This is a genomic window from Phascolarctobacterium sp. (assembly GCF_045124115.1).
In the GTDB taxonomy this organism is placed as follows: Bacteria; Bacillota; Negativicutes; order Acidaminococcales; family Acidaminococcaceae; genus Phascolarctobacterium_A.
On sequence record NZ_JBGVLF010000044.1, the window covers coordinates 16,837 to 43,632 of the forward strand.

Consider the following 26,796-nt stretch of genomic DNA (forward strand, 5'->3'; position numbering starts at 1 on the left):
GAAACTTACGCAGGAATACCCTTTACTTGTTCGACAGTGAGGGAGGTGAGCTCTGCGATTTCCTCATCACTCATTGTGCGACGTGCCTTGAGCTTGTACGCCATATCCATTGCTTTTTGGAACATACCTTCTGTTCTGCCACGTGCCTCGCCAATAGCTTCGCCTTCTAACCTTCTACGTCTTTCTAATTCTTCAATAGCAGGACCTAACATAGTGCTTTTACCTCCTTTGAGTTCTCGTAAATTTTTCGCTAATGTTTTGTTATGCATAGTATTCGGCGTTGGATTTTGAAAATCCTGCATGAGTCTACCGATATCATCATTTGCTTTATATGAACCGTTGACGTATATTATATTAGAACGGTCATTAAAGGGAGCATGATTTAGTTGACGTATGGTACGCTCGATATTGTATATTGGAAATCCTCCGCCTAGAACATCTTTCAGCGTAATGAAAATAACATAAGTTGTGGCAAGATTTTTATAATCTTCACCTTCAAGCAAAGAGTGAGTATCTAGATTGCTGCTGTTGTAACGAGCTCTTTCCGGAATGGAACCGCGATTATCCTTCTGGATTTCGATATCGTAGATTTTACCGTCAGCGTCTTCTACGTACACATCGAGAATAACGGAATGATTATTAAAGTTTGCTTGTTCACGTTCCGTATCTACAGAGATAATGTGTAAATCATTACGCTCTAGAATGGTATTAAGAACAACCTGAACACATTCTTTCTTATATACGCGTTTAAGATTGAAGTTTCACTTACGCTGTAACATTACTTTAAAGCGTCCAATCAAAAAGGAGATGTAGCACTCATCATACTGCATCTCCTTTACGTTTACAGGGGTAAATATGAAATTGGGTGTCCCATTTCCTGCAGTGCTTTCATCAGCTTGTGGCAGCTGAGCCAAATGGTTTTGGTGTTGCAGAGCAGGGGGAGGGCAATGGTGTTATCACGCAAATCTTCATCTATAATAGTGTGGACTTGCTTGTGTTCGTCACAGGGTAGCGCCAAGGGCGTCACTGCTCCCGGGGTGAGGGCGAGCAGTTTCTGCAGTTCTTCCGCAGTTGCCATGGTCAAGCGACGGGAGCTCAGCGCAGCGCGCAACTTTTGCAAATCCAAGCGCTTGTCTAACGGTAGCACTACTAAGTAGAAGTGCGCATGCTTATCGTCAGTCACTAGCAGACTTTTGGCAGCGGCTTCTACATTGGGCAATCCCAATGCCTTGCCTTCTGCAACAGTGTAGATGGGTTGGTGTTCGCGCAATACGTAGTTTATGCGGTGCTTTGCTAATAAAGCTAATACTTTGGTCTCGGTGATGATCATAGTATCTTACTTTCTGTAGTTACAACGCCTTAGAAAAAAGATTAGTTTTGTTTCTCGTAGGGTTGGTGCATCAATTCTTCGTCTTCAAAGTAGTTGATGCGCATTGCTTTGCGTACATCGTGGAGTGTGCTTTCTGCAGCGGCAGCAGCAACCTCACTGCCTTTACGCAGGATTTCGTATACTTCGGGGATACGTTGCTCCCATTGGCTGCGGCGTTCGCGGATGGGCTCCAAAGTTTCTTCCAATACCTTGTTGAGGAACTTCTTAACCTTTACGTCGCCTAAACCGCCACGTTTGTAATGCTCTTTGAGAGCATCCAAGTTTTCGTAATCAGGCAGGTATTTAGCAAAATGTTCAGGCTTGCAGAAAGCGTCCAAATAAGTGAAGACGCAGTTGCCTTCTACTTGGCCGGGGTCTTCTACGCGTACATGATTGGGGTCGGTGTACATGGACATGATTTTCTTCTTTACTTCTGCGGCACTGTCGCTAAGGTAGATGCAGTTGCCAAGAGATTTGCTCATTTTAGCTTTACCATCGATACCGGGCAGGCGCATGCAAGCGTTGTTGCTTGGCAGTACGATTTCCGGCATGGTAAGGGTATCGCCATACACGCTGTTAAATTTGTGCACGATTTCACGGCATTGTTCCAGCATGGGTTCTTGGTCTTCGCCTACAGGAACTGTGGTAGCACGGAAAGCAGTGATATCAGCAGCTTGGCTGATGGGGTAAACAAAGAAGCCTACGGGAATGCTGGCTTCAAAATTACGCATTTTGATTTCGTTCTTTACGGTCGGGTTACGTTGTACGCGGGACACGGTTACCAAGTTCATGTAGTAGAAGGTAAGCTCGGTAAGTTGGGGTACCATGGATTGTACGAAAATGATGGTCTTTGCAGGGTCCAAGCCACAAGCTAAATAGTCCAAAGCTACTTCGATAATGTTCTTGCGTACTTTTTCCGGATGCTCGGCATTATCAGTCAATGCTTGTGCATCAGCAATCATAATAAATACTTTATCAAATTCGCCGGAGTCCTGCAGGCGCACGCGTTCACGCAGGGAGCCAACATAGTGGCCCACATGCAGACGTCCTGTGGGACGGTCACCGGTCAAAATAATTTTTTCTGCCATAGTATATACCTCCAAGGCCGTAAAAACGGCGTTTTTTTATAAATAGTCTACATTTAATTATACAATTCTCGTGATATGATGTCAATTTAAAACGGGGTAATCTTATTTGCTAAACAATGCCCAATAACCGTTGGCGAAGATAACCAAGACGATTAAAGGCAGGATATAGGTGACGTAGAAGCGCAGTGCTTTGGGGAACGGGATACCGCTACCCGTATCAGCTTCGCGGATAAAGTTGTTCCAGCCCCAGCCGTAGCGTTTAGTGCAGAAAGCCAAGTAGACAAGACTTCCTAAAGGTAATACGTTATTGCTTACTAAAAAGTCCTCTAAATCAAGGACACAGGTGCCTTTGCCCATGGGCTGCAGATCGCTCCACAGGTTGAAGCCCAAAGTGCAGGGCAGGGAGAGGATAATGATAGTGGGAATCAGCCAACGAATAACTTGGCGACGTTCCCAGCCTTTTAAATCGCAGAGCCAGCAAATAATTATTTCAAAAACTGCGATAACTGTGGACATGGCAGCAAAAAGCATGAAGAGGAAGAACAAAGTCCCCCATAAACGTCCACCGCTCATAGCGTTAAACACATTGGGTAGGGTGATAAAGAGCAACCCCGGGCCTCCTCCGGGAGTGATGCCGAAACTGAAGCAGGCAGGGAAGATAATAAGGCCGGAAATAATGGCTACAAAAGTGTCCAAGGCGATAATCCACATGGCTTCACCGGTCAAACGTTTTTCTTTACCAATATAGCTACCAAAAATGGCAATACCGCCCATACCGATGCTGAGGGTGAAGAAGGCTTGTCCCATGGCTGCAAAGATGAATTCTTGGATACCGTGCTCAAGAATCTTGTTGAAATCAGGGGATAGGTAGTATTTGAGGCCGGCACTGCTGTTGGGCAGCATAACGGAGTTAACTGCTAGAACCAACATTAACAGTAATAACATTACCATCATATTTTTGGTGATGCGTTCTACGCCTTTTTCCAGTCCTAAGTAGCAAATGCCAAAGCACATCAAGACGATAATGACCATGTTGACACCCATGGTTACAGGGTCCTGCAGCAGATTTCCGAAGACTGCTTCAATGCCTTTGGCGTCAAGACCTACAAAACCGCCTATAGCCATTTTGTAAAGGTAGTACAGCATCCATCCGGAGATGGTGGTGTAGAACATCATCAGGATTAAGTTGCCTGCAAAGGAGAAGTATTTGAACCAATGCCAATGAGTGCCCTGTGGTTCCAACACGTCGAAGGAGCGGGCGGAACTGCGCTGGCTGGCGCGGCCTACGGCAAGTTCTGCTACCATAATGGGCAAGCCTAAAAGTAACAGGAAAATCAGATAGGCAAGGACAAAGGAAGCACCACCGTACATGCCTGTAACGAAGGGAAAACGCCACACATTACCAAGACCTATGGCGCATCCTGCAGAAATCAATATAAAACCTATGCGGGAAGAAAAACCTTCACGTTTTTTCAAAGAAGTCATCCTTTCGTGAGCAATATTTTTGTTGTAACTGTTAGAAAATTTACACACTTTAACATTATAAAGTATAAAACGTTTTTAGGCAAGGTTTATATGGGAATAAAGGAAAAAGGCTGGGAGCTATATAGTCATGTTACCATATTCCGACTCACGTGCGATTTCTTAACGCTCATTTCGTGCAGAATCACAACGAAGATTCGCGGCCAATCTTGTTCGCAAAACAATCTGCTATTCGGTTCGCTTCACTTCGGTGATTCTATGCACTTATGAGCTAAAATCGCAATGATTCGTCTAGGAATATGGTAACGATGACTGGTTTTGTCCCAGCCTCTTGCTTTTTATTTATAAATTTTTTGCTTGGCTCAGGCACTGGCGCAGGTCCCGCACTGTATCGATGTCAAAAAGCTCGTACTTGTCCTGTACCTGCACAATGCGTACCCGTTCAGAATATTTTTTTGCCACGAAGCTGCCGCCTACATCTTGGGGCAAGTGTTTCAGTTCTTCCGCCACGTCGCTGGGGAAAAGCATGGGGCTGCCGGGCGAAGTGCCGAAGCCCAAGCGGCTGATGGAGTAGGGGGAGCGCAAAAAGCTGCGGCACAGTTCCTCCACGCTGTTGCGTCTCAATAAAGGTTGGTCTCCCGTGCAAAAGGCGTAGCCTAAAAGCTGGGCGCAGTCCAAATACTCCATGCCCAAGCGGATGGTGTCATTTAAATAGGGTTTATCATGTAAAATATAGGTGATACGCTGCTGCTCGCACAGCTGTGCAACTTTTTCGTAGCGCGTCACTACTACGCGGCGGGCGAAGAGCTCTGCCGTAGTGTCCAATATATGTTGAATCAAAGGCTTGTCATTAAAGTTGATTAGAAGCTTGTTGCTGCCAAAGCGACGGGCATTGCCGCTAGCCATAATCACGCAGCCAATAGGATAAGGGATGTTGTAGAGCATGATTTCTTCCTCACAATTTTTAGGATGCTATATTATTCTCTCCCTTGTATACAAAATCCTTTTAATTATTCAGATAATATGATAAAATACAATAGAGAATGTCTGCGTGCAGGTTGGAAGAGCCTGCTCCATTTTAGAAGCATAAAAAACGAGGAGGAGTTAGAGTGCTTACGATTCGTGAATACAAAAAAGCTGCGACTTTGGAAGAAGCGTGGCAACTGAATCAAAAGAAGCCTAACCGTGTTATGGGCGGTATGATGTGGATGCGCTTGCCCAAAGGCAATGTGGCAACCATGATTGATTTGTGTGATTTAGGCTTGGACAAAATTGAGGAAACGGAAGAAAATTTCAGCATTGGTGCCATGGTTACTCTGCGTCAACTGGAGCTCCATGAAGGCATTGCTGCCTACACCAAATGCGCTATGAAGGAAGCGTTGCGCCACATTGTAGGCGTGCAGTTCCGCAATCTTGCTACCGTAGGTGGCAGTGTGTTCGGCCGCTTTGGTTTCAGCGATGTACTGACCATTATGCTGGCACTGAATGCTCAAGTAGAATTGTACAAGGGTGGCATTATTCCTTTGGCGCAATTTGTAGATATGAAATATGATCGTGATATTTTAGTGCGTGTTATTATTCCTAAGGGAGCAGCGTCTTGCGCTTATCAATCCGTGCGTATCGCCAAGACCGACTTCCCTGTACTGACCTGCGCAGCGGCGGTGACTGCTGAAGGCGTGAAGGTGGCAGTGGGCGCTCGTCCGGCAAAAGCAGCTTTGGTAAAGGGTGAAACTTTAGCTTTACCTATTACTGCAGAAAAGGCGCGTGCTTATGCAGAATACGCTGCTTCCGTACTGTATACGGAAAGCAATCCCCGCGGTAGTGCTAAATATCGCACTCATTTAATCAAGGTGCTGGTGGAACGATGCTTGGTAGCCTTGGGAGGTAACGACTGATGGATGTAACACTTACTTTAAATGGTAAAAAAATTACCCGCTCCGTAGATGCGGATATGGCATTATTAGATTTTGTACGCAACGAAGGCTGCTACAGTGTAAAGCGTGGTTGTGACACCAGTAACTGCGGTCTGTGCACTGTTTATCTTGATGACAAGCCTGTACTGAGCTGCAGCGTGCTTGTTGCCCGTGCCAACGGCCACAAGGTAACTACTATGGAAGGCATGCAGGCAGAAGTAGCAGAGTTTGGTGCCTTCATTGCTGACCAAGGTGCAGAACAATGCGGTTTCTGCAATCCCGGTATGATTATGAACGCTTTGGCTTTATTTAAAGAAAATCCTAATCCTACGGAAGAAGAAATCAAAGAATATCTGGCAGGCAACCTGTGCCGTTGCTCCGGTTACGAAGGCCAGCTCCGCGGTATTCAAAACTTTATTGCTTGGAAAAACGGGAAGGAGGCGTAAACAATGAAATTTGTTAACCAATCCATCCGTAAAAAAGATGCCATGCAGCTGGTAACAGGCCAGCCTGTCTATACCGATGATTTGGCTCCCAAAGATTGTTTGATTGTTAAAGTGCTGCGTTCTCCCCATGCTAACGCGATTATTGAAAGCATTAATACCATGATCGCCAGCAAGGTGCCTGATATCGAGGCTATTTTTACTTATGAAGACGTGGATCAGAACGGTAAACGCTGCACCTACGCAGGCCAGACCTACCCTGAGCCCAGTCCCTATGACCGCCTGCTGTTGGATCGCCATGTGCGTTTCGTAGGCGACGTAGTAGCTATTGTTGCCGGTAAGACGGAAAAAGCTGTTGACAAGGCTATGTCTTTGATTAAAGTTAAATATAATGTGTTGGAACCCGTATTGGACTTCCACAAAGCTTTAGATAATCCCATCCTCGTGCATCCCGAAGACACTTGGGAATCCTTGGTTCCCGTAGGCGCAGATAACAAACGCAATCTGTGCGCTCATGAGGTGGATGGTCATGGTGATATTGATGCGGTGATGGCGGACTGCGATATTATTATCGACCGCACCTATCGCGTGAAAGCAGTACAACAGGATATGATGGAGCCTTTCTGTACTTTCTGTACTATTGATACCTATGGTCGTTTGAACGTAGTTAGCTCCACTCAGATCGTTTTCCACGCCCGTCGTAATATTGCCAACGCTTTGCACTTGCCTAAGACCAAGGTGCGTGTAACCAAACCCCGTATCGGCGGCGGTTTCGGTGCTAAGCAAAGCTGCGTCAGCGAACTGTATCCTGCTTTCGTAACTTGGCGTTTAAAGAAACCTTCTAAGATTGTTTATAGCCGTGAAGAATGCCATATTGCTGCCAGCCCTCGTCATGAGATGGAAGTGACTGTACGCTTAGGCGCTACTAAAGAAGGTAAAATCCGTGCTATTGACCTGTATACTTTGTCTAATACCGGTGCTTATGGCGAACACGGTCCCACTACCGTAGGCCTGTCCGGTCATAAGTCCATTCCTTTGTACCGTACGGAAGCTCATCGTTTTAGCTACGATGTAGTGTACACCAATCTGCAGGCTGCAGGTGCCTACCGTGGCTATGGTGCGCCCCAAGGCATTTTTGCTGTGGAAAGCGCTGTTAACGAATTGGCAGCGAAGTTGAATATTGACCCCATTACCCTGCGTGAGATGAATATTACCCGCGAAGGCGATATTATGCACGCATATTATGGTGCTCCCAACACTAGCTGCGCTTTGGACAAATGCTTGGCGCAGGTTCGGGAAATGAGCGGTTGGGATGAAAAGTTCCCCAAACGCATTATGCCCGACGGCAAGGTACGCACCATGGGTGTGGCTATTGCAATGCAGGGTTCCTCCATTCCCTTCTGCGATGTAGGCGGTGCAGATATCAAACTGCAGGATGATGGTACTTATACTCTGCGCATTGGCGCTGCCGACATGGGCACAGGCTGTGATACTGTTTTGGCGCAAATGGCTGCTGATGTTTTGGAATGTGATGTAGACGATATCGTTGTTTTCGGTGCCGATACGGATACTTCTCCCTATGATTCCGGCTCCTATGCTTCCAGTACCACCTATATTACAGGTAACGCTGTTCACGCTGCTGCAATGCAGGTACGTGAAAAGATTTGCCAACTTGGTGCCAAATTGTTGGAGTGCTCGGTAGAAGAAGTTGTTTTTGATGGCAAGACTGTGCGCAACACGGTTACGGATAAAGCTGTCAGTCTCTTTGACGTTGGCGTTGCTTCCCAAGTGAACAACGACATTGCTTTGGAGGCAGTAGTGGAGATGAACAGTGTTCTGAGTCCGCCGCCCTTTATGGCAGGTGTGGCTGAGATGGAAACCGACCTCTTGACCGGCGAAACTCATGTAGTCAACTACTATGCTTCCGTAGACTGCGGTACGCCCATCAACCCCAATCTGGCTAAGGTACAGACCGAAGGCGGTCTGCTCCAAGGTATTGGTATGACTTTGATGGAGAATGTTACCTACAGTCCTAAAGGACGTATTTATGAAAATTCCTTTATGCAATATAAAGTGCCCTGCCGTGAGGATATTGGGCATATCCATGTAGACTTTGCTTGCAGCTACGAAGATAGCAGTGCTTTTGGCGCTAAATCCATCGGTGAATTGGTTATCAATACTCCGGGACCTGCTATTGCCGACGCTATTTACCAAGCAACAGGTCATCGTTTCTTTGTTCTGCCCATCACTCCCGAAAAGATTGCTATGGGCGAGGAGAACGAGTAATTTCTAAAAATTTTTATGGGACAATGTTTAGCGTTGTCCCATTTATTTGGGCCAGCGTTATTCTAACGTTAGAGTAACGGGCGTAATGAAAAACCTCTGTCAACTCGCTACGCTCGTTGATGAGGGGTGTGGGGGTGTTCTTTATTATGCAGGATCAATTTAATCGGACTATTAACTACATACGGATTTCCTTGACGGACCGCTGCAATCTGCACTGCAGCTATTGCCAACCGGAGCTGGCGGAGTTCGTGCCTCACGGGGAGATTTTGCGTTATGAGGAACTGCTGCGTCTGTGCCGTATTGCGGTAGAACTTGGCATAACCCGCTTCAAGCTGACAGGAGGCGAGCCTTTACTGCGCAAAGGGGCGTTGGACTTCATCCGCAGTTTGAAACAGCTGGAGGGTGTGGAGCAGGTGACCTTGACTAGCAATGGTATCCTTTTGAAAGATGCAGCCCACTCCCTTGCTTCCATCGGTATTGATGCAGTAAATATCAGCTTGGATACGCTTAATCCTCAAAAATATCACGATATTACCGGTGGTAATCTTGATGATGCTTTAGCAGGCGTTCAGGCCGCCCTAAAAGCAGGGCTAAAGGTCAAGCTGAACTGTGTCCCTCTTAAAAACTACATGAAGATAGACGATATTCTTGCTTTGATGGCTTATGCCGATACATGGGGATTGCCTTTGCGTTTTATCGAGCTAATGCCTTTAAGTTGCAACACCGCTTTAGTTGGCTACACAGGGGACGAAGTGCGACAGATGCTGGAGCAACTGGGTATGGAACTGGTAAGGGAAAAGGGTAGCTATGGCAATGGTCCTGCTGTGTACTACCGTAATAATGTGTTTAAGGTTCCAGTAGGCTTTATTGAACCTCTACATCATAAGTTCTGCGGTCTATGCAACCGTGTGCGTTTGACCAGCGTAGGCTTCCTTAAACCTTGCCTATACAGCGATGTAGGTTGCGACGTGAAGGCGCTCCTGCGGCAAGGTGCGACGGATGCGGAGCTTAAGGAAGCTATGCAGCAGGCTATCTACGCTAAGCCTCGGGAGCATGATTTTAACCACAGGGCAGCAGCTTTTGCTATGAGTAGGATTGGAGGATAAGATGAGCGAATTAAACCATTTTGATGCGGCTGGAAATGCTGTGATGGTGGATGTTTCTGCTAAGGCCATTACTACACGGACAGCAGTAGCTCAGGGCAAAATCATCGTTAGCAAGGAAATTTTTGACAAGATTGCCGCAGGTACCATGGCTAAAGGCGATGTGCTGGGAGTGGCGCGTATAGCAGGCATCATGGCTACCAAAAAGACCAGCGAGCTGATTCCTCTTTGCCATCCGCTGCCTTTGACTAAGTGCGCCGTGGATTTTACTATGCTGGAGGAAGCAGAAACTTGCGCTGTGCAAGCGGAGTGTACTGTAAAAACAGACGGCAAGACCGGGGTGGAGATGGAAGCTCTGACAGGTGTGCAGGTAGCACTCTTGACCATCTACGATATGTGTAAGGCAGTGGATAAGGCTATGGTGCTGACGGATATTCATTTAGTACAAAAAAGCGGGGGAAAGAGTGGTGATTTTATATGGCAGAAATAAAAGGCGTGATTAAAGCATTGTGCATCAGTGAAGCACGAGGCACGGAAAAGCATCCTGTGGACAAGGTTAATTTAATTGTCAACTATGGTTTGGAAAACGACGCCCATGCAGGCCATTGGCATCGTCAGGTAAGTTTGCTTAGCGCCAATAAAGTGGACGAATTTAACGCTAAAGGTGGCAATGCAGGCGTAGGCGCTTTCGGGGAAAATATCCTTGTAGATGGTATTGATTTTAAAAATCTGCCTGTGGGCACGGTTCTAACTGCAGGGGATGTGGTGCTAAAAATGAGCCAGATTGGCAAAAACTGCCACAGCCACTGCCAAATCTTCCACCGTGTTGGTGACTGCATCATGCCTAGGGAGGGCGTATTCGCTACGGTGGAAAAGGGTGGCGTCCTTGCCGTAGGCATGGAAATGAGCGCTGTTTTGCCAAGTGGCGATGCACCTTTGCGTGCTGCGGTGATGACTCTTTCCGATAAAGGGTTCCGTGGTGAGCGGGTAGACACTAGCGGTCCGAAAGCTGCAGAGCTGCTGGCGGCAGCAGGCTACGAGATTGTGGAGCAGGTAATGCTGCCTGACGCACAGGGTAAAATTGAGCAAGAATTAAAGCGTTTGGCAGACCAACGCCAAGTGGACTTGATCATCACTACAGGTGGCACGGGGCTGAGTCCAAGGGACGTCACTCCTGAGGCGACTATGGCGGTAGCTACGCGGAACGTGCCCGGAATTGCGGAAGCTATCCGTCATGATTCTTTAGCAGTTACAAGGCGTGCTATGCTCAGCAGAGGCGTTAGCGTAGTGCGTAATAGGACGCTGGTTGTCAACCTGCCCGGTAGCAGAAAGGCAGTGGAGGAAGCGCTGGGTTTCATTCTTCCTGAACTGGGTCATGGCATCCGTATTTTAAAAGGTACCGACGGAGAGTGCGGTAGATCATGAGCGTTGATTTATCGCCTTTATGGATAAGCCTGCACACTGCGGCTGCCACTATTGCGGTGGTCTTCTTCCTGGGCGTTCTTGCGGCATGGTGGGTGGAAAATCTCCATAGCGAAGGTGCGAAAATCCTTGTGGACGGTATCTTTACCCTGCCCATGGTGCTGCCACCTACGGTAGCAGGCTTTTTCCTTTTGGTCATCTTTGGCAATAATCGTGCGGTAGGTAGTTTCTTTCGCGAAGTTTTAGGCATCCAAATTGCCTTTAGCTGGTTGGCGACGGTGCTGGCGGCAGCGGTTATCGCTTTTCCCCTCATGTATCGCAGTGCCCGTGGCGCATTGGCACAGGTGGACAAGGGGATTATGGAAGCAGGCCGCAGTTTAGGTATGACGGAGTGGCGTATCTTTTGGCGGTTGCATTTGCCCTGCGCCTTTCCCGGTATCATTAGCGGCGGTTTGCTAGCCTTCGCCCGTGGTTTGGGCGAGTTCGGCGCTACGGCCATGTTGGCAGGTAATATTGCCGGTAAAACGCGCACCCTGCCTTTAGCTGTATATTCCGCTGTGGCAGCAGGTGATTGGGATAGCGCCAGCGTGTATGTAGCTATTATTGTTGTTATTTGTCTAGCAGTTGTCATAGGCTTAAATGTTTATCAATGCCAATGTAAACACCGACAGGAGCGATGAAAATGAAAAAAATCTTAGCGGTATTAATGAGTCTGGCTTTAGTAGTTATGTTGGCAGGCTGCGGTGGTTCCGGCGAGAAAAAGGCGGAGCCTAAAGCACAAAAGCAGTTGACCTTGGCAGCGGCAGCCAGCTTGGAAAAAGTTTTTGAGCAGCGGTTGATTCCCATGTTCAATAAAAAACACCCCGAAGTAAAAATTCAGGGCGTGTATGACGCAAGCGGCAAGCTGCAATCTCAAATTGAAAATGGTTTGGCAGCGGATGTGTTTATTTCTGCAGCTAATAAGCAGATGACAGCGCTTGATAAAAAAGGCTATATGGACAGTGCTACGGTAAAGCCTTTGCTGGAGAACAAGTTGGTTTTAATCGTGCCTGCTAAAGGTGAAAGTACGATTAAATCTTTTAACGATATTGCTAAAGCAAAACATCCTGCCATTGGTGATCCTGCCAGCGTACCTGCAGGTCAATATGCTAAAGAAGCGTTGACCAGCCTTGGCGTTTGGGACAGCGTGCTTCCGAAAGCTAGCTTGGGCACCAACGTTACCCAAGTGCTGAACTGGGTAGGCGAAGGCAGTGCGGATGCAGGTCTTGTGTACGCTACGGATGCAGCACTGTTAAAAGATAAAGTTAAAATTGTAGCAGAAGCTCCTGCTGGTTCTTTGAAAAAGCAGATTATTTATCCCATCGGTATTTTGAAGAAAGCTCCTGAAAAAGAAGCTGCTAAAGCCTTGGCAGAATTCTTGCAGACGGAGGAAGCAGGCGCAGTTTTAGCTAAGTATGGTTTTGCACCTGTAAAAAAATAGGAGGCGGACTTTATGAAGTTGATTAGAACGGAGGATGCTGTAGGCAGCGTTCTCTGCCACGATTTAACCCAGATTATCAAAGGCGTGACGAAAGATGCAGTGTTCCGCAAGGGACATATTGTGCGGGAGGAAGATATTCCTGTACTGCTCTCCATTGGCAAGGAGCATCTCTACGTGTGGGAAGCAGACGAAAATATGCTGCACGAAAATGATGCAGCCCGCATTCTCTGTGACCTGTGTAAGAATGAAGGCATGAATGAATCCGAAGTTAAGGAAGGCAAAATTGAGCTATCTGCAGCTCATGACGGTCTTTTTAAAGTGGATGGCAAGCGTCTGGCTTTGGTCAATGGCTTTGGCCAGATGATGATTGCTACACGCCATGGCAATACTCCTGTAAAGAAAGGCGACAAGTTGGCAGGCACTCGCATCATTCCTTTGGTGATTGAAAAAGAGAAGATGCATAGTGTACAGGACCTGTGCGGTGCAGAGCCTTTACTGAAACTTCTACCCTATAAATTAAAAAAAGCTGCCATTATTGCTACAGGTAGCGAAGTTTTTACAGGACGGATTAAGGACACCTTTACCCCTGTGGTAGCTGAAAAGTTGGCGGAGTACGGCGTAGAAGTTATTTACAAAGAAGTTTTTGGCGATGATAATGAAGCCGTAACAGCGGCCATAAAATATGCTATTGAAGAATGTGGGGCAGAAGTAGTGTGCTGTACCGGCGGCATGAGCGTGGATCCTGATGATAAAACGCCTTTAGCTATTAAAAATACCGGAGCAGAGATCGTTTCCTACGGTGCGCCTGTACTTCCGGGGGCAATGTTCCTCTTGGCATATTACGGAGCGAAGCGTGTGCCTGTAATGGGTTTACCTGGCTGTGTTATGTACGCTAAGCGGACGATTTTTGATTTAGTTCTGCCGCGAGTTTTGGCATGCGACACGGTTACACCTACGGAACTGGCATCCTTGGGCGAGGGCGGACTGTGCTTGAACTGCTCTGTATGTACCTATCCTGCCTGTGGCTTTGGCAAGGGGTGGTAAAGATGGGCTATACCAATCCTGCAAAGTATCACATTAAGGTAAGGTTGTATAATGGGGAAATCGCCTTTGGCAAAGGTGTTGCCCAAATCCTGCGCTTGGTGGAGGAAAAAGGATCGCTATCTGCAGCCTATAAGTCCATGGGCATGTCTTCAAGCAAAGCGTGGAAGATTATGCATAGGGCGGAGGCTGATTTGGGATACGCTTTAGTAAAGGGTGTCAGCGGTGGCGCCAGTGGCGGCGGCACAGTGCTTACGCCGGAGGGAAGGGAACTATTGGCACGCTTCACTGCTTTTGATGAAGCAATACAAGCCTTTGCGGCACAAAAATTTAAGGAGCTGTTTTAAAAACAGCTCCGAATAGCTATTGGGAAAAATAGATGTTTAAACAAAAATGAGGCATGGAGCTGAATGTACAGATAACATTCAAATTCATGCCTCGTTTTTTAATTATTGTTGAGATGGCTTTGTTTTAACTTCTTTTTATATAGATGCTTACATAACTAGGGTAGTATTCATGCTTTTTGCCAATTCCTGAAGTTTTTCAAGGGAAAGCTTGCTGTATTTGATAATCATGTTAGCAGGCAGTCCGTCCTTAATCATATCCGTAGCAGTAGAAATGTTGGCTTCTGTTTTACCTTCAAGAATACCTTGATTTCTACCTTTACGTTCAGCCATTTCTATGATTCCAGCCATAGTTGCATCCTCCTTTTTTATATCGTTATAGATTTTAATATTAGCAGAACTACTAGCATTCACTACTGACTTAAAATTGTTTTTATCGCGTTGAGTCACTAATTCACTAGCTACTTTTAAAAGCTGTCTTACATCTTCCTTATCCGCATTCTTGGTTAAGACTCGAAGAGGACTATGATTGAACTTTTCCAACTCCTTGGTAACAATCATTTGCATGGGAAAAGGTATGTTTCCATCCATGTAGTAGATACCAGGATAAACTAAATTAACAGTAACACCATTTTGAGGTAATATTTCGAACAATAACTTGGGGTGAGTCTCTTGAATTAGGGAAATGGTGATTTGTGATGCAGGTCGCTCATCTACATCTTTACCAAGACTTTTATAGAGGCAGGCGTAAGCAATAGCTTTATAAAAGTCATCTATACTGATGTAGTCTCCCGGTCCTTTGTATTCACAGATATTATCCTTGCGGAAGAGCTTACCAATATCGTTTTGCAGTATTCTATTATCTATTTTCTTTATGATGAACAAGTCAATATTTAGAGGCTTTTTACTTAGTGGAAGTTCCTGTATAAATTCCAAAATATCGGAGTCATGTCGAAGTTCTAATTCTGTAGCGCTACAGAATGGGGGATGCCATTGAATTTTATCCTCTTTTAGCTTTTTTGCCAATAATATCAGTCCTTTCATTGAGATTTGGATGATACTATTGACTGAAATCCTTTTAAGCGTAGGCGTGCAATAGTACCATCCCCTAGGGATAGGATAAATATTACATTACTATTACAGTGGCGCTTGGGACGAAGCTTTAATCACCGTATGTTGCGGATGAACCACCCAGCCGCTGTCTGTAATATTTGACAGCGCTGGCTCCTACATATTTAGATTTTTTAGAACAGGGTATTTAACGTCAAAATGAAAAAATACCATTACTATTCTTCACCTACATTATAGCACAGAAAACTCTACTTGAAATAAAAAATTCCCGTGGGACGATACTCCTTCGGGAATTTTTGTTATAAAGTCTACCCTTCTACCCTAAATACTATAGCGTAAAGGACAGGTAGTACGACAAGCGTTAGTAGGGTGGCGCCTGTTAAGCCGCAGGCGATGGCTACTGCCATGGCGTTCCAAAACTGGCTGGCGAACATGGGAATTAAGCCTAAAATTGTAGTGAAGGCTGCTAGCATAATGGGGCGGAAGCGCACGATGGCGGACTCCACAATGGCATCATGGATATTCATGCCGCTGTCCAGATGCTGCTGAATCTGGTCCACGATGACCATACTGTTACGAATGATAGTACCGGACAGTGCCAATACGCCTAGCTCCGCCATGAAGCCAAGGCTGGCGTGGAACAAGAGCAGTCCCCAAATAACGCCTACGATGCCCATGGGCGCAGTCAGTACAATTACCAAAAGCTTACGCAGGTCCTGCATCTGTACCATGATAAGAATAATAATCAGCAGTACCATTATGGGCACAGGCTCCATCAAATAGTTCAATGTCTTATTGCTGTCTTCCAAGGAACCATCGATTTCAATCTTCATGCCTGCAGGTAGGTTAGCACGCAAATCCGCCAATTGGTCATAGACCTGCTGGGTAACATCATTGCCTGTTACGCCATCCACAATACCACCATTAACTGTAATAGTGGGGCGCAGGTTGCAGCGCCAAATCATATTATCTTCCGCTGTGTATTCGATTTTTGCTACTTGGGACAAGGTTACTGCACCGCGGGATGTAGGGATGGGGATGCCTGCCAATTGGTCGATAGTGGCGCGTTCTGCAGGATTAAGACGGAAGACAATGCCGATTTCTTGGTCGCCTTCCAAATAGGTGGCAGCAGTGTAACCGCTTACCTGTGCTTGCAGGGCAGTAGCAACACTTTGGCGTGTTAAGCCTAACTGTAGCAATTTATCGTTGTCGATGGTCAGCTTGACAGCGTTCGTTTCCTCCAACCAATCTAAACGTGTCATGTTGACGTAGGGATGGGCTGCCATAACAGCGCGTACCTTTTGGGCATACTCTTTAACTTGGGCAGTATCATTGCCGCTGACACGGAGCATAACCGGATAGGGAGCAGGGGGACCCAAGGGGATGGTGCGGGAGTAGGAAACTGCTTCCGGCAGTTCTTTTTCTACCAGTGCCATGACCTTTTTGTTCAAGCGTTGGCGCGCTTCTACATCTTTTGCCACAATAATTAGTTGGGCATAGTTGTCACGTGGCTGAACAGGGTCGATAACGAGGACGAAACGAGGCGCACTTTTACCTACGTAGGTAGAAACGTGGTCCAAGTCTTCGTCGTCTTTAATCAAGTTGGTCAGTTTGCGTGCGGCTGCATCCGTAGTTTTAATGGAACTACCTTCGGGCAGGTTCAACTCTACCAACAATTCCGGCCGTACGGAAGCAGGGAAAAACTCCTTACTAATGAAGCGGAGCATATAGGCGGAAACAGCGATGGTTGCCAAAGTGACGCCAACAACAATAGTACGATGGCTTAAAGCCCACTGGAGCAGGCTGCGGAACTTACGGTAGAAGAAACTATCGTAGGAGTCTTTTTTGATGACGGTAGGACGAATCCATTCATAGCCTAAAACAGGTGCCAAGGTGGCGGATACCAGCCAGCTCAAGAGCAGGGTGACGCTGATAACAGGGAAGAGGCTGTAGGCAAACTCGGAGGCTGCAGCTTTGGAGAAAGCAATGGGCATAAAGCCTAAGCAGGTAATCAAGGTGCCTGCCAAAAGCGTCCAAGCGCAAGTTTTAAAGGCGTAGGCAGCAGCTTCCTTGCGCTCCATGCCTTCGGACATTTTTACTTCCATCAGTTCGACTACGACGATGGCGTCATCAACTAGCATACCTAGGGAGATAACCAAAGCACCTAAGGAAACCTTGTGCAGGTCGATATTCATGGCGTACATGGCAGCAAAGGAGCCTAAAAGAATCAACGGGATGCAGCAGGAAATAACGTAGCCGCTGCGGCGCCCTAAGCTGAACAGACTGACTGCCAACACGATAATAATGGCTTCGTAAAGACTTTCGGCAAATTCGCTAATGGAGTTCTTAACGACTTCGGGTTGGTTGGCAACTTGGTTCAATTCCAAGCCCAAGGGCAGTTCGTCTTGAATTTTAGCAATTTCTTTAGCGAGATTGTCGCCTAGGCGGATGTTGTTGCCACCTTCTTCCATAGCTAGGGCGATGCCCACAGCAGGTTGGCCGTTGTAGTACATCAAGGGGTCTGGCGGGTCTGCATAACTGCGGGTGATGGTGGCAATGTCGCTGAGGCGGAAGACTCTACCGTTGGCGTTAATGGGGATGGAGGCGATGTTCGCTACGCTATCGGGACTGCCGGTAATACGCAGATACGCATTAGCCGTGTCTGTTTCCACCATACCGCTGGGGTTGACGGAAGTTTGGGCTTTAATAATAGTGGCGATGGAGTTAATGTCCAGCCCGAGGCGGGAAAGTTTTTCCACATCCATATGCACAAAGATTTTTTCCGGCTGTACGCCTACCAGTTCAACTTTTTTTACATCGGGAATACCGAAAAAGTCCAGCTTGATTTTTTCAGCTTCCTTACGCATATCTTCAAAGGAATAGCCATCGCCTGTGAGGGCGTAGATATTACCGTAAACTTCATCAAAACGGTCATTGTAGTAGGGACCATAGGTACCTGTGGGCAGTTTGCTTTTGGCATCGTCCACCATATGGCGTAGTTCCAGCCAACGTTGGCGTACTTGGGCAGGCTCTACTTCGTCCTTGAGAGTAACGGTAATAACGCTGGTACCGGGGCGGGAGTAGCTAGTGATTTTATCGATTTGAGGCAGGTTTTGGATTTCTTTTTCAATGGTATTGGTCAGATGCGCTTCCACATCCTTGGCACTGGCACCGGGCCAAGCAGCAGAAACTACCATTTGCTTGACTGCAAAGCTAGGGTCTTCGCTACGCCCCAAGGATTTAAAGGAGAACAGACCCATGACCAGAACCAGGAAGGCAAAGAAGTACACTAACTGACGGTGTTCAATGGCCCATGCAGCCCAGTTGCCGCCATGCTTTTCCTTAGTCATTAGCGGTCACCGCCTTCCTCCAAGCGTACTTCTTGGTTGGGTGCCAATTTAGCGATGCCTGCAGTAATGACTTTGTCACCTGCTTGCAAGCCTTTGGCAATGCGCACCATGTTGCCGTCATAACCTGCGACTTCCACATTTGCAAGGACGGCGCGACCATCGCGCACAATCCACACCTGGCTTTGATTGTTAACGCGGTAGAGGGCATTGGCAGGCAGGGCGAACTCCGCAGTGGTAGTGGTGGTAGCAGGGAAGCTGACCTTGGCAGTCATGCCGAGCTTGGCCTCGCTAGGCAGATCGGGAACAGCTACACACACTTTGTAGGTACGGGTAACTGTATCTGCCATGGGGGAGATTTCCCGGACTTTGCCTGCTACCTTAATGTTGGGCAATGCCCAGAAGGTGATTTCTGAAGGCTGACCAACTTTAACACTGGCGTTCTCCGGTACGTTGATTTGGATTTCCCGTTCACCGCTGCGGACAACGGTTGCCATGGGCGTACCTGCAGCCACGATTTGGCCTGCTTCACCGCTAATGGTGGCTACAACGCCGGCCACATCGCTTACCAATTGGGTGTAGCCCAGTTGGTTGCTGCTGATGTTGGCTTGGGCGCGGGCTTGGCGCAGTGTGGCATTGGCTGCTTCCAATTGAGTGTTGTATTGATCGCGCAAGGCTTCGCTAACAGCTCCGCTGGCGTAAAGGGCGTTATAGCGGGCGGCGTTGTCCGCTGCTAGTTTTTGGTTGGCAATGGCGCTTGCCAGTTGGGCGGAGGAGGCTTCGACGCTTTGGTTAATGTCCTTGGGGTCCAGTGTCATCAGCACTTGGCCGGCAGTGACGCGGTCACCGACGTTGACGAGGCGGGCGTTGATTTTGCCTGCTACTTGGAAGGCAAGATTGCTTTCGTAACGACCGCGGATTTCGCCGGGGTAGGTGGTGGCTGTAGCGTTAGCCGTTTCACCGACGGTAACAGTACGGACGTAGGGGACATGTTTGGCTGTCTCCGGTTTAGCCGTAATGTTCCTGTAAAGCATAAAACCGCCCCCTGCTATAATAATGATAGCAGCAGCGGCGGCAAGTTTCTTTTGATTAGCGGGTTGTGTCCAATACTCTTTCAACATATATAACACCCCTTCACGGAGAATTTTTAATTATCTGATTAAATTATAGAACGGAAATTCGTCAAGGTCAAGCAACAAGAGTGTGAAAAAAGGGACCGTTTATGCGGTCCCTTAGTCTTACGCCTTTATTTACTTAAAGATGCCAAATAGCTGTCCAATGCTTCTAAAAGATAATCCGTTTCGACCTTCTGGCTAAAGTTACCAATCTGGCGGATTTGTCCTTGGGTGAGGAAGAAGAACATGATGATACCTTCCAAGGTAAAAGCAACGTGGGTAGGCTTAATCGCTGTGGTGATTTCACCGCAAGCGATAGCTTCATCTACAAGTTCGGACATAAATTGGTGGATGCGGTACAGCCTGTTTTTGACGTAGTTTTCAAACATGGGCTGAGGGCTGAGCAGTTCTCTATAAATCAAGTGGATGCTGTAGGGATGTTCAATCTGCATAGCAGCAATGGAGTCCACGTAATGACGAAGTTTAGCAAGAGGAGATTCGTCTTTTTGGCGGATGGTATCCTGCAATTGCAGAAACTTATCCGCTTGGGTATAGAGTACCTCTTGGTACAGATTTTTCTTACCACCGAAATAATAGGAAATCAAAGCACTGTTGACGCCGCTTGCCGCAGCAATCTGCTTGATGGAAACAGCACTGAAATTATCGTGGGCAAAAAGCTTGGTGGCTGATTCTAAAATTTTTGTCGCACTGGTAGCTGTAGCACTTTCTGAAGTTGCTTGGTTGTCGTTCATATCTCTATCTACCTCAATTTTCGTACAAAATATCTTCCCTTATTATACACTATTTAATCGATTATGTAACTAGGCGAAAGTATTTTGCAGAACTTTTTGGCGTAATTATTGATTTTCTGCTGCTTTTTGCCACAAATACCATACGGCAAGAGAACGCCAAGGGCGCCATGCTTCTGTAGCCTTGTTAATAGCGTTGCGTTTGGGCATTTCCGGAAGCTGCAAAAGCTCCTTCAATTCCTTTTTGAAAATATAGTCCGCACCGGGAGCGACATCGGTACGGCAGAGGCCTAAAAGCAGAAACATCTCAATGGTCCATTGTCCCAGGCCGCGTATCTGCAGCAGTTGTTTCGTAATCTGGCTGTCGGTCATATCAGCAAATTTTTCCATAACAATCTGGCCTTCTGCCACAGCAGTAGCAAAATTTTTAATATAACCCACTTTTTGCGCTTGTAAGCCAATTTCAAAGCATTGCTCGTCAGCAAGCTGCAGAATAGCTTGGGGAGTAATGGGCTTGCCTGTTAGGCTTTCCAGCTTGCCCATCAATTCCTGGCTCACATTGGGCGGAAGCTGCTGGGCAACAATGCCTGTCAGCAGGATGGTGAAGTATTGCTCCAAGGGCTGCGCCTTGAGAGGGCAGGGGGAGTATTTGTCGATTAATGGGGCTAACTCGGGGGCGTTTTCACGCAGATAGCGGTCGCCAAGGGACCAATCTGGGGTTTGGCACATAAGAGTTCCTCCTTCAATTTAGTGTTGCTAATATTATAATACCAATCGCAGTTTAAGGCAAAAAATAATTTTTTGATTTTACTAAGCCTTTACACTAGCATAATATTTCCTTAACAATGGCGGTATATACTATCCTCAGAAACCACAAAGGATGGTTGTAAGGAGGAAAAATAATGAAATTGAATAAGTTTGCATGTTTAGGTTTGGCAGCAATCGTTGCTTTAGGTGCAATGGGCTGCGGCAGTGACAAAAAGGCTGATGACAAAAAAGCAGCAGGTAACAAAATCGTAGTCGTATCCCGTGAAGATGGCAGCGGTACCCGTGGCGCCTTTATCGAACTGTTCGGCATCGAACAAAAGAAAGATGGCAAGAAGATTGATATGACCACCGAAAGCGCTTCTATAACCAACAGCACTGCTGTAATGATGACCACCGTTGCTGGCAACAAGGACGCTATCGGCTATATCTCCCTGGGCTCCTTGAACGACACTGTAAAAGCACTGAAAATCGACGGCGCAGAAGCTACCGCAGCTAATGTTAAGAGCGGAGCTTACAAAGTATCCCGTCCCTTCAATATCGTAACTAAAGGCCAAGTAAGCCCCATTACCCAAGATTTCATCAACTTCATCCTGTCCAAGCAAGGTCAAGAAGTTGTTTCCAAAGCAGGTTATATTGGCAACGATCAAGCTGCAAATTACACTGCTAACAAGAAATCCGGTAAGATCGTAGTAGCAGGTTCTTCTTCCGTAACTCCGGCTATGGAAAAATTGAAAGAGGCATACAAAAAACTGAATCCGGAAGCTAACATCGAAGTACAGCAAAGCGACTCCACTACCGGTGTTAAAGCTGCTATCGGCGGCATCTGCGATATTGGCATGGCATCCCGTGCCCTGAAGAAGAGCGAAATCGACGCTGGCGTAAAAGCTACCGTAATCGCTACTGACGGCATCGCAGTTATCGTTAACAAAGACAGCAAGCTGGACAATCTGACTAAAGCACAAGTAGCAGATATCTTCACCGGCAAAACTACCGAATGGAGCAAATTAGTAAAATAACGAGGGCAACCTTTTGGTACTCTACGTGAACATAGGCTGGGCACACACCCCAGCCTATATTTGTATCTCCGCGTGTAATTGTTTGAGGAACAGCCTATGAAAGATAGTAAAGAAAGAATTATGCAGTTCGTCTTTTTGGCAGCAGCCTGTGCTTCCATCGCTTTGGTAGCCATGATCTGCATCTTCCTGTTTGCCAACGGCCTGCCCACTATTGGCAAGCTGGGCGTGACGGACTTTTTGCTGGGACAGAAATGGCGTCCCAATAATGATATCTATGGCATCCTGCCTATGATTATGGGCAGTATTTACGTAACCTTGGGGGCTGTCATTACCGGCGTGCCCATCGGCATTTTGACCGCCATCTTTATGGCGCGTTTCTGCCCTCCCTCCATCTACAAAGTGCTGAAACCGGCAGTGGAGCTGTTGGCAGGTATTCCTTCCGTTATTTACGGCTTTTTCGGCTTGGTAGTAATGGTACCCTTTATTCGCGATACTTTTGGCGGTACGGGCAGCAGTATGCTCACTGCCTCCCTGCTTTTGGGCATGATGATTCTGCCTACGCTGATCAGTGTAGCGGAAGCAGCCTTGCGTGCCGTGCCTGACAGCTACTACGAAGGCGCTTTGGCTTTGGGTGCAGGCCATGTACGCAGTGTTTTCTTCACTGTTGTTCCTGCTGCCAAGTCCGGTATTATGGCGGCCATTATTTTGGGCGTAGGCCGTGCTATTGGCGAAACTATGGCGGTTATCATGGTCGCAGGCAACCAAGCACGTATGCCCCAAGGTTTACTGGAAGGCGTCCGCACCATGACCACCAATATCGTCATTGAAATGGGTTATGCCGCCGATCTCCATCGTGATGCTTTGATTGCTACGGCGGTAGTATTATTTATCTTTATCATGATTATCAATCTGACCTTCTCCTATTTGAAAGGCAAGGTGGTACAGCAATGAATTTCCGTAAAGCAATACTTCATTATGGCAAGGACCATTTATCTCTGTGCCTTTTGGCCTGTGTATGGGTGGCAGCTGCTGTAACCTTTCTCTCCTTGGCGTTCCTATTGTTCTACATTCTGTGGCAGGGGCTGCCTAACATTACTCCTAAATTGTTTGAATTGGAATACAGCACGGAAAACGTATCCATGTTCCCCGCTATGTTTGATACAGTGATCATGGTAGTTTTGGCGCTGCTTATGGCAACGCCTTTGGGTATCTTTGCTGCTATCTATCTTGTGGAATACGCCAGACGTGGTAATAAGATTGTCAGCGTTGTGCGGGTTACAGCAGACACTTTGGCAGGTATTCCCTCCATTGTCTACGGTTTGTTTGGTATGCTGTTCTTCGTTGTCTACCTGCACATGGGCTATTCTTTGCTAGCAGGTTCCTGTACCGTAGCGATTATGATTCTGCCCTTGATTATGCGTACCACGGAAGAAGCGTTAAAGGCTGTGCCCGATAGCTATCGCGAAGGTAGCTATGGCCTAGGCGCAGGCAAACTGCGTACGGTTTTTGCTATCGTCCTTCCTGCGGCTATTCCCGGTATTTTGGCAGGCGTTATTTTAGGCATTGGCCGTATTGTAGGCGAAACTGCAGCCTTGATTTACACCTCCGGTACGGTAGCAGCGCTGCCTGCAGGCGTGATGAGCTCCGGCCGTACTTTGGCGGTGCATATGTATGTACTTGCCAGCGAAGGCTTATATATGAAACAGGCATACGCTACGGCAGTGGTGCTGGTGTTAATCGTAGTAGGTATAAACGCTTTAAGCGCTAAGGTAGCGCGCAAGCTGATGAAAGGAAATTGATATGGAAAAGATGGATCAAAACGATGCTAATACTAAGCTGTTAATAGATAATCTGCATTTGTACTATGGTGATTTCCATGCTCTGCACGGGATTAATATGGAAATCAAAGAAAACGAAATCACCGCTTTCATCGGTCCTTCCGGTTGCGGCAAATCCACTTTGCTAAAAAGCTTGAACAGGATGAACGATTTAGTAGAGGGCTGCCGTATTGAAGGGCGCGTGCTCTTGGACGGTGATAATATCTTTGCTAATGATGATGTGAATACTTTGCGCAAAAGGGTGGGGATGGTTTTCCAAAAGCCCAATCCTTTCCCTATGAGCGTTTATGATAATATTGCCTTTGGTCCCCGCACTCATGGTATTCACAATAAAAGCGAATTGGACGATATTGTAGAGCGCAGTCTGCGTCAGGCAGCTATTTGGGACGAAGTAAAGGATCGTCTTGATAAAAGCGCTTTGGGCTTCAGCGGTGGCCAGCAGCAGCGTTTGTGCATTGCCCGTGCTTTGGCAGTGCAACCGGAAGTGCTCTTAATGGATGAGCCTACCAGTGCCTTGGATCCTATTTCTACCATGAAGATAGAAGACTTGGCTTTGGAATTAAAGCACGATTATACCATTGTTATTGTTACCCATAATATGCAGCAGGCAGCGCGCATCAGTGATAGGACAGCGTTCTTCCTTTTGGGTGATTTGGTAGAGTACGATAGAACACGCAAACTGTTCAGCAATCCTGCACAAAAAAAGACCGAGGATTATATCACCGGTCGTTTTGGTTGATTATGTTATTTGTATAGGTGTTGGCTTAAAGGAGATTTACTATGCCGAGAAATAAATTTGATGAGGAACTTGCCCTGCTCCTAAACAGCGTCCGTGTCATGGGCGTAAATTTAGAAGAAACCTTGGATAAGGTGATTAAGAATTTAGAGGATAAGGATCCTAAAATCGCCCAAGCAATTATGGGTGGCGATGATGATTTTGATAACAGTGAAGTTGATATTGAACGCCAATGCTTGGAATTGGTGCTGACCCAGACTCCTGTAGCCAGTGATTGGCGGGAAATTGCCAGCTGCTTGAAACTTGTTGGCGATATGGAGCGCATTGCAGACCATTGCAGCGATATCAGCCAATATACCTTGCGCTTGGCAGAAAAGGAGGCAGTGCCTCTGCCGCCTAATTTTATGAAAATGCTGCAGGTTATGCGGAAGATGGTGTATGACAGCATTACAGCTATCAGCGAAAATGATGCAGAGCTTGCTACCCAGGTAATCGCCTGCGATGACGAGGTGGATGACTACTTCACCCAGATGCGTCAGGATTTGACTGCGCTGATGCAACAATATCCGCAACTGGTACCCCAATACGTGGATTATCTGATGATTTCCAAGTATGTAGAGCGCATTGCAGACCATTCTACTAATATTGCCCAATGGGTGCTCTTTGTAGTAAAGAATCAGCTGTCAAGCTAGAGAAAATCATTCCGCAGAGTATATTCCCCTCTCAGTCAGCTGCGCTACTACGTAGCTTGCTGCCAGCTCTCCCAAGGGGCGAGCCAAGAATGTTAGCGTTGTGTTTTACCAACTTGGCTCTCCCTGGGGAGAGCTGGCTGCGAACGTAGTGAGCAGACTGAGAGGGGTTTCGTTTAGTTATTTCTCCAGCATAATCGCCAAGATTTCTTTATCCGTTGCCAGCATGCCGGGATTGGCGATGCGTGCTACGTTGTCGATGCATTCTTCCGCAGTGGCAGCGCAGATGCCGTCGCTGGGGCGCAGGCTGGCGTTCTCCATGGCGGTCAAAGCGCAAAGCAGGGCCGCGGTGGAGCTGGTGGCAACCTTGAGGGCACAGCCGACCTTGCCACCATCGCAAATCATTCCTGTAATGGTGCCTGTAATATTGCGTACAGCGTAGGCGATTTGCTGGTCGTTACCGCCCAGTAAATAGGTTAAACCTGCGGTGGCAGCGGTAGAGGAGGCAGCGGCACAGGAACAGATGGGCGCTAACTTGCCCACTTTGGCATTAATATAGCGATTAAGCAGATGGGCGAAGGCAAGGGCGCGCCACAGCTGTGCGTCGCTGCTGTGCAAAAATTTAGCTGCTTCGCTGATGGGCAGGCTCACTACCAAACCTTTGGTGCCTGCACCGCTACTGCTCATGGTGGGGTAGGGGCAGCCGTCCAAACGGTTTTCTGCTGCAGCCATAACGCTGTGCTGGATTTTTGCCATCAAGGTACTGCCTAAAATTTCCGTCTGCATATTTTTTGCTGTAGCTTTGGCTAAACCGCAACCAAGATCTTTTTCAGCGTAGGCGGCTAAGGCTTCGTTCATGGCTACGCCTGCCTGCAGGAAGGAAAGCTCTGCTACAGGTACTGCTTCTACAGCAGTGCGGATTTGGGCAAAAGTCATGGCTAAAAGTTTTTCTACAAAAGTGTTGTCGCTACCAAGTGTGGTAGCGTCTTTTTTTATGAGTACATTACCGTCTGCCTCCAAGTATACTACATTGGTGTGGGCATTGCGGATGATGCAGGTGGCAGTGGACTTGACAGTAGTAACTACAGCTTTAACGTACAAGCCTTGTTCTGCATTGTTGATTGTAACATCCACAGCTTTTGCTTGTAACAAGGTTTCTACCTGTTCCCTTACTTGGGGCGTAATATCTTCTAACAGCTGTAAATTTTTTTGCGGGTTACGCAGGACTGCACCCAAAAGGGCTGCTTTTTCCAAGCCTACGCATTGGTAGTTGGGGATGCCTGCGGACATACCGTTTTTGTATAGGTTAGGGCAGACTTCTACAGTAACTTTAGTGATGGCGCCGTTAACGTGTGCTGCAGCGTGGGCGACAGCCAAGGCAATACAAACAGGCTCCGTGCAACCAAGGGCAGGAGTAACATCTTGTTTTAAAAAAGTTATAATTTCAGCAGGGCTCAGCATGATATGCTCCTTTGCGATAATTTTTTCTAAGGAAT

General features: G+C 47.1%; 25 protein-coding genes and 1 pseudogene. 15 read left to right on the forward strand and 11 right to left on the reverse strand.

What is annotated here, in order from left to right; translation table 11 throughout:
- Positions 1 to 5 precede the first annotated feature (5 nt).
- The 5 genes and pseudogenes from ACJMM4_RS06235 to ACJMM4_RS06255 form a co-directional block, all read right to left on the reverse strand.
- Positions 6 to 722, reverse strand: a pseudogene (locus ACJMM4_RS06235) (Rpn family recombination-promoting nuclease/putative transposase); the annotation flags it as partial.
- Between the two features lie 119 nt (positions 723 to 841).
- Complete coding sequence (locus ACJMM4_RS06240; protein ID WP_405380688.1) at positions 842 to 1,330, reverse strand: YbaK/EbsC family protein; 489 nt, start codon at positions 1,328 to 1,330, stop codon at positions 842 to 844.
- Between the two features lie 41 nt (positions 1,331 to 1,371).
- On the reverse strand, positions 1,372 to 2,457 hold the full coding sequence (gene trpS, locus ACJMM4_RS06245) for a tryptophan--tRNA ligase (protein ID WP_405383640.1): 1,086 nt from the start codon (positions 2,455 to 2,457) through the stop codon (positions 1,372 to 1,374).
- Between the two features lie 102 nt (positions 2,458 to 2,559).
- Positions 2,560 to 3,933, reverse strand: coding sequence for a sodium-dependent transporter (locus ACJMM4_RS06250; RefSeq protein WP_405383642.1), 1,374 nt, complete (start codon positions 3,931 to 3,933; stop codon positions 2,560 to 2,562).
- Positions 3,934 to 4,281: 348 nt separating this feature from the next.
- Positions 4,282 to 4,884, reverse strand: coding sequence for an NTP transferase domain-containing protein (locus tag ACJMM4_RS06255; RefSeq protein WP_405383644.1), 603 nt, complete (start codon positions 4,882 to 4,884; stop codon positions 4,282 to 4,284).
- A gap of 164 nt (positions 4,885 to 5,048) precedes the next feature.
- Here ACJMM4_RS06255 and ACJMM4_RS06260 point away from each other — a divergent pair, with 164 nt between their 5' ends.
- The 10 genes from ACJMM4_RS06260 to ACJMM4_RS06305 all read left to right on the forward strand — a co-directional run bounded on the left by ACJMM4_RS06260 (position 5,049) and on the right by ACJMM4_RS06305 (position 13,974).
- Positions 5,049 to 5,834, forward strand: a complete 786-nt coding sequence (locus ACJMM4_RS06260) for an FAD binding domain-containing protein (protein ID WP_405383646.1) — start codon at positions 5,049 to 5,051, stop codon at positions 5,832 to 5,834.
- On the forward strand, positions 5,834 to 6,298 hold the full coding sequence (locus ACJMM4_RS06265) for a (2Fe-2S)-binding protein (protein WP_405380698.1): 465 nt from the start codon (positions 5,834 to 5,836) through the stop codon (positions 6,296 to 6,298). The genes ACJMM4_RS06260 and ACJMM4_RS06265 overlap by 1 nt, the downstream gene beginning before the upstream one ends.
- A 3-nt stretch (positions 6,299 to 6,301) precedes the next feature.
- On the forward strand, positions 6,302 to 8,581 hold the full coding sequence (locus tag ACJMM4_RS06270; RefSeq protein WP_405383648.1) for a xanthine dehydrogenase family protein molybdopterin-binding subunit: 2,280 nt from the start codon (positions 6,302 to 6,304) through the stop codon (positions 8,579 to 8,581).
- Between the two features lie 146 nt (positions 8,582 to 8,727).
- A complete protein-coding gene (moaA, locus tag ACJMM4_RS06275; protein WP_405380702.1) occupies positions 8,728 to 9,687 on the forward strand; it encodes a GTP 3',8-cyclase MoaA in 960 nt (319 codons plus the stop codon).
- A 1-nt stretch (position 9,688) separates the two neighbouring features.
- Positions 9,689 to 10,174: a cyclic pyranopterin monophosphate synthase MoaC gene (moaC, locus tag ACJMM4_RS06280; RefSeq protein WP_405380704.1), complete on the forward strand. Its 486-nt coding sequence runs from the start codon at positions 9,689 to 9,691 to the stop codon at positions 10,172 to 10,174.
- Positions 10,162 to 11,109 carry a molybdopterin-binding protein gene (locus tag ACJMM4_RS06285; protein ID WP_405380706.1) on the forward strand — a complete coding sequence of 316 codons (948 nt, stop codon included), beginning with the start codon at positions 10,162 to 10,164 and terminating at the stop codon, positions 11,107 to 11,109. Before moaC ends, ACJMM4_RS06285 begins: the two co-directional genes overlap by 13 nt.
- Complete coding sequence (gene modB, locus ACJMM4_RS06290; RefSeq protein WP_405380708.1) at positions 11,106 to 11,786, forward strand: molybdate ABC transporter permease subunit; 681 nt, start codon at positions 11,106 to 11,108, stop codon at positions 11,784 to 11,786. The genes ACJMM4_RS06285 and modB overlap by 4 nt, the downstream gene beginning before the upstream one ends.
- Before the next feature lie 2 nt (positions 11,787 to 11,788).
- On the forward strand, positions 11,789 to 12,586 hold the full coding sequence (gene modA, locus ACJMM4_RS06295; RefSeq protein ID WP_405383650.1) for a molybdate ABC transporter substrate-binding protein: 798 nt from the start codon (positions 11,789 to 11,791) through the stop codon (positions 12,584 to 12,586).
- A 12-nt stretch (positions 12,587 to 12,598) separates the two neighbouring features.
- A complete protein-coding gene (locus ACJMM4_RS06300; RefSeq protein ID WP_405381847.1) occupies positions 12,599 to 13,630 on the forward strand; it encodes a molybdopterin-binding protein in 1,032 nt (343 codons plus the stop codon).
- Between the two features lie 2 nt (positions 13,631 to 13,632).
- Positions 13,633 to 13,974: a winged helix-turn-helix domain-containing protein gene (locus ACJMM4_RS06305; RefSeq protein WP_405381845.1), complete on the forward strand. Its 342-nt coding sequence runs from the start codon at positions 13,633 to 13,635 to the stop codon at positions 13,972 to 13,974.
- A gap of 147 nt (positions 13,975 to 14,121) precedes the next feature.
- Here ACJMM4_RS06305 and ACJMM4_RS06310 read toward each other — a convergent pair whose 3' ends face one another.
- From ACJMM4_RS06310 to ACJMM4_RS06330, 5 genes are all read right to left on the reverse strand, one after another.
- Positions 14,122 to 14,997, reverse strand: a complete 876-nt coding sequence (locus tag ACJMM4_RS06310) for a hypothetical protein (RefSeq protein ID WP_405381843.1) — start codon at positions 14,995 to 14,997, stop codon at positions 14,122 to 14,124.
- 353 nt (positions 14,998 to 15,350) lie between these two features.
- Positions 15,351 to 18,392, reverse strand: coding sequence for an efflux RND transporter permease subunit (locus ACJMM4_RS06315; protein WP_405381841.1), 3,042 nt, complete (start codon positions 18,390 to 18,392; stop codon positions 15,351 to 15,353).
- Positions 18,392 to 19,423 (reverse strand): efflux RND transporter periplasmic adaptor subunit, encoded by a 1,032-nt coding sequence (locus ACJMM4_RS06320; protein ID WP_405383652.1) that lies wholly within the window; start codon positions 19,421 to 19,423, stop codon positions 18,392 to 18,394. Before ACJMM4_RS06320 ends, ACJMM4_RS06315 begins: the two co-directional genes overlap by 1 nt.
- A gap of 212 nt (positions 19,424 to 19,635) precedes the next feature.
- Positions 19,636 to 20,256, reverse strand: a complete 621-nt coding sequence (locus ACJMM4_RS06325; RefSeq protein WP_405381837.1) for a TetR/AcrR family transcriptional regulator — start codon at positions 20,254 to 20,256, stop codon at positions 19,636 to 19,638.
- Positions 20,257 to 20,361: 105 nt separating this feature from the next.
- Positions 20,362 to 20,982: a DNA-3-methyladenine glycosylase family protein gene (locus ACJMM4_RS06330; RefSeq protein ID WP_405381835.1), complete on the reverse strand. Its 621-nt coding sequence runs from the start codon at positions 20,980 to 20,982 to the stop codon at positions 20,362 to 20,364.
- 173 nt (positions 20,983 to 21,155) lie between these two features.
- On the opposite strand from ACJMM4_RS06330, the gene ACJMM4_RS06335 reads away from it, so the two are divergent.
- The 5 genes from ACJMM4_RS06335 to phoU all read left to right on the forward strand — a co-directional run bounded on the left by ACJMM4_RS06335 (position 21,156) and on the right by phoU (position 25,303).
- Positions 21,156 to 22,037, forward strand: a complete 882-nt coding sequence (locus ACJMM4_RS06335) for a substrate-binding domain-containing protein (RefSeq protein WP_405381833.1) — start codon at positions 21,156 to 21,158, stop codon at positions 22,035 to 22,037.
- A gap of 96 nt (positions 22,038 to 22,133) precedes the next feature.
- The gene (gene pstC, locus ACJMM4_RS06340; protein WP_405383654.1) at positions 22,134 to 22,988 is read left to right on the forward strand and encodes a phosphate ABC transporter permease subunit PstC; all 855 of its coding nucleotides are present in this window, start codon (positions 22,134 to 22,136) and stop codon (positions 22,986 to 22,988) included.
- Positions 22,985 to 23,836 carry a phosphate ABC transporter permease PstA gene (gene pstA / locus ACJMM4_RS06345; protein WP_405381829.1) on the forward strand — a complete coding sequence of 284 codons (852 nt, stop codon included), beginning with the start codon at positions 22,985 to 22,987 and terminating at the stop codon, positions 23,834 to 23,836. Before pstC ends, pstA begins: the two co-directional genes overlap by 4 nt.
- Before the next feature lie 10 nt (positions 23,837 to 23,846).
- Complete coding sequence (gene pstB / locus ACJMM4_RS06350; RefSeq protein ID WP_405381827.1) at positions 23,847 to 24,614, forward strand: phosphate ABC transporter ATP-binding protein PstB; 768 nt, start codon at positions 23,847 to 23,849, stop codon at positions 24,612 to 24,614.
- Positions 24,615 to 24,655: 41 nt separating this feature from the next.
- Positions 24,656 to 25,303: a phosphate signaling complex protein PhoU gene (phoU, locus tag ACJMM4_RS06355; protein WP_405381825.1), complete on the forward strand. Its 648-nt coding sequence runs from the start codon at positions 24,656 to 24,658 to the stop codon at positions 25,301 to 25,303.
- Between the two features lie 177 nt (positions 25,304 to 25,480).
- Here the strand turns inward: phoU and ACJMM4_RS06360 are convergent, their stop codons facing one another.
- On the reverse strand, positions 25,481 to 26,761 hold the full coding sequence (locus ACJMM4_RS06360) for a serine dehydratase subunit alpha family protein (RefSeq protein ID WP_405381823.1): 1,281 nt from the start codon (positions 26,759 to 26,761) through the stop codon (positions 25,481 to 25,483).
- Between the last annotated feature and the right edge of the window lie 35 nt (positions 26,762 to 26,796).

Excerpts from the sequence above, each read along its gene's own strand:
- phoU (WP_405381825.1), top strand. The coding sequence starts at position 24,656 with ATGCCGAGAAATAAATTTGATGAGGAACTTGCCCTGCTCCTAAACAGC.
- pstC (WP_405383654.1), top strand. The coding sequence starts at position 22,134 with ATGAAAGATAGTAAAGAAAGAATTATGCAGTTCGTCTTTTTGGCAGCA.
- ACJMM4_RS06315 (WP_405381841.1), bottom strand. The coding sequence starts at position 18,392 with ATGACTAAGGAAAAGCATGGCGGCAACTGGGCTGCATGGGCCATTGAA.
- modB (WP_405380708.1), top strand. The coding sequence starts at position 11,106 with ATGAGCGTTGATTTATCGCCTTTATGGATAAGCCTGCACACTGCGGCT.
- ACJMM4_RS06300 (WP_405381847.1), top strand. The coding sequence starts at position 12,599 with ATGAAGTTGATTAGAACGGAGGATGCTGTAGGCAGCGTTCTCTGCCAC.
- ACJMM4_RS06305 (WP_405381845.1), top strand. The coding sequence starts at position 13,633 with ATGGGCTATACCAATCCTGCAAAGTATCACATTAAGGTAAGGTTGTAT.
- pstA (WP_405381829.1), top strand. The coding sequence starts at position 22,985 with ATGAATTTCCGTAAAGCAATACTTCATTATGGCAAGGACCATTTATCT.
- moaC (WP_405380704.1), top strand. The coding sequence starts at position 9,689 with ATGAGCGAATTAAACCATTTTGATGCGGCTGGAAATGCTGTGATGGTG.
- ACJMM4_RS06240 (WP_405380688.1), bottom strand. The coding sequence starts at position 1,330 with ATGATCATCACCGAGACCAAAGTATTAGCTTTATTAGCAAAGCACCGC.
- ACJMM4_RS06270 (WP_405383648.1), top strand. The coding sequence starts at position 6,302 with ATGAAATTTGTTAACCAATCCATCCGTAAAAAAGATGCCATGCAGCTG.
- ACJMM4_RS06255 (WP_405383644.1), bottom strand. The coding sequence starts at position 4,884 with ATGCTCTACAACATCCCTTATCCTATTGGCTGCGTGATTATGGCTAGC.
- ACJMM4_RS06285 (WP_405380706.1), top strand. The coding sequence starts at position 10,162 with ATGGCAGAAATAAAAGGCGTGATTAAAGCATTGTGCATCAGTGAAGCA.
- ACJMM4_RS06265 (WP_405380698.1), top strand. The coding sequence starts at position 5,834 with ATGGATGTAACACTTACTTTAAATGGTAAAAAAATTACCCGCTCCGTA.
- ACJMM4_RS06360 (WP_405381823.1), bottom strand. The coding sequence starts at position 26,761 with ATGCTGAGCCCTGCTGAAATTATAACTTTTTTAAAACAAGATGTTACT.
- ACJMM4_RS06325 (WP_405381837.1), bottom strand. The coding sequence starts at position 20,256 with ATGAACGACAACCAAGCAACTTCAGAAAGTGCTACAGCTACCAGTGCG.
- ACJMM4_RS06335 (WP_405381833.1), top strand. The coding sequence starts at position 21,156 with ATGAAATTGAATAAGTTTGCATGTTTAGGTTTGGCAGCAATCGTTGCT.
- modA (WP_405383650.1), top strand. The coding sequence starts at position 11,789 with ATGAAAAAAATCTTAGCGGTATTAATGAGTCTGGCTTTAGTAGTTATG.
- moaA (WP_405380702.1), top strand. The coding sequence starts at position 8,728 with ATGCAGGATCAATTTAATCGGACTATTAACTACATACGGATTTCCTTG.
- ACJMM4_RS06320 (WP_405383652.1), bottom strand. The coding sequence starts at position 19,423 with ATGCTTTACAGGAACATTACGGCTAAACCGGAGACAGCCAAACATGTC.
- trpS (WP_405383640.1), bottom strand. The coding sequence starts at position 2,457 with ATGGCAGAAAAAATTATTTTGACCGGTGACCGTCCCACAGGACGTCTG.
- pstB (WP_405381827.1), top strand. The coding sequence starts at position 23,847 with ATGGATCAAAACGATGCTAATACTAAGCTGTTAATAGATAATCTGCAT.
- ACJMM4_RS06330 (WP_405381835.1), bottom strand. The coding sequence starts at position 20,982 with ATGTGCCAAACCCCAGATTGGTCCCTTGGCGACCGCTATCTGCGTGAA.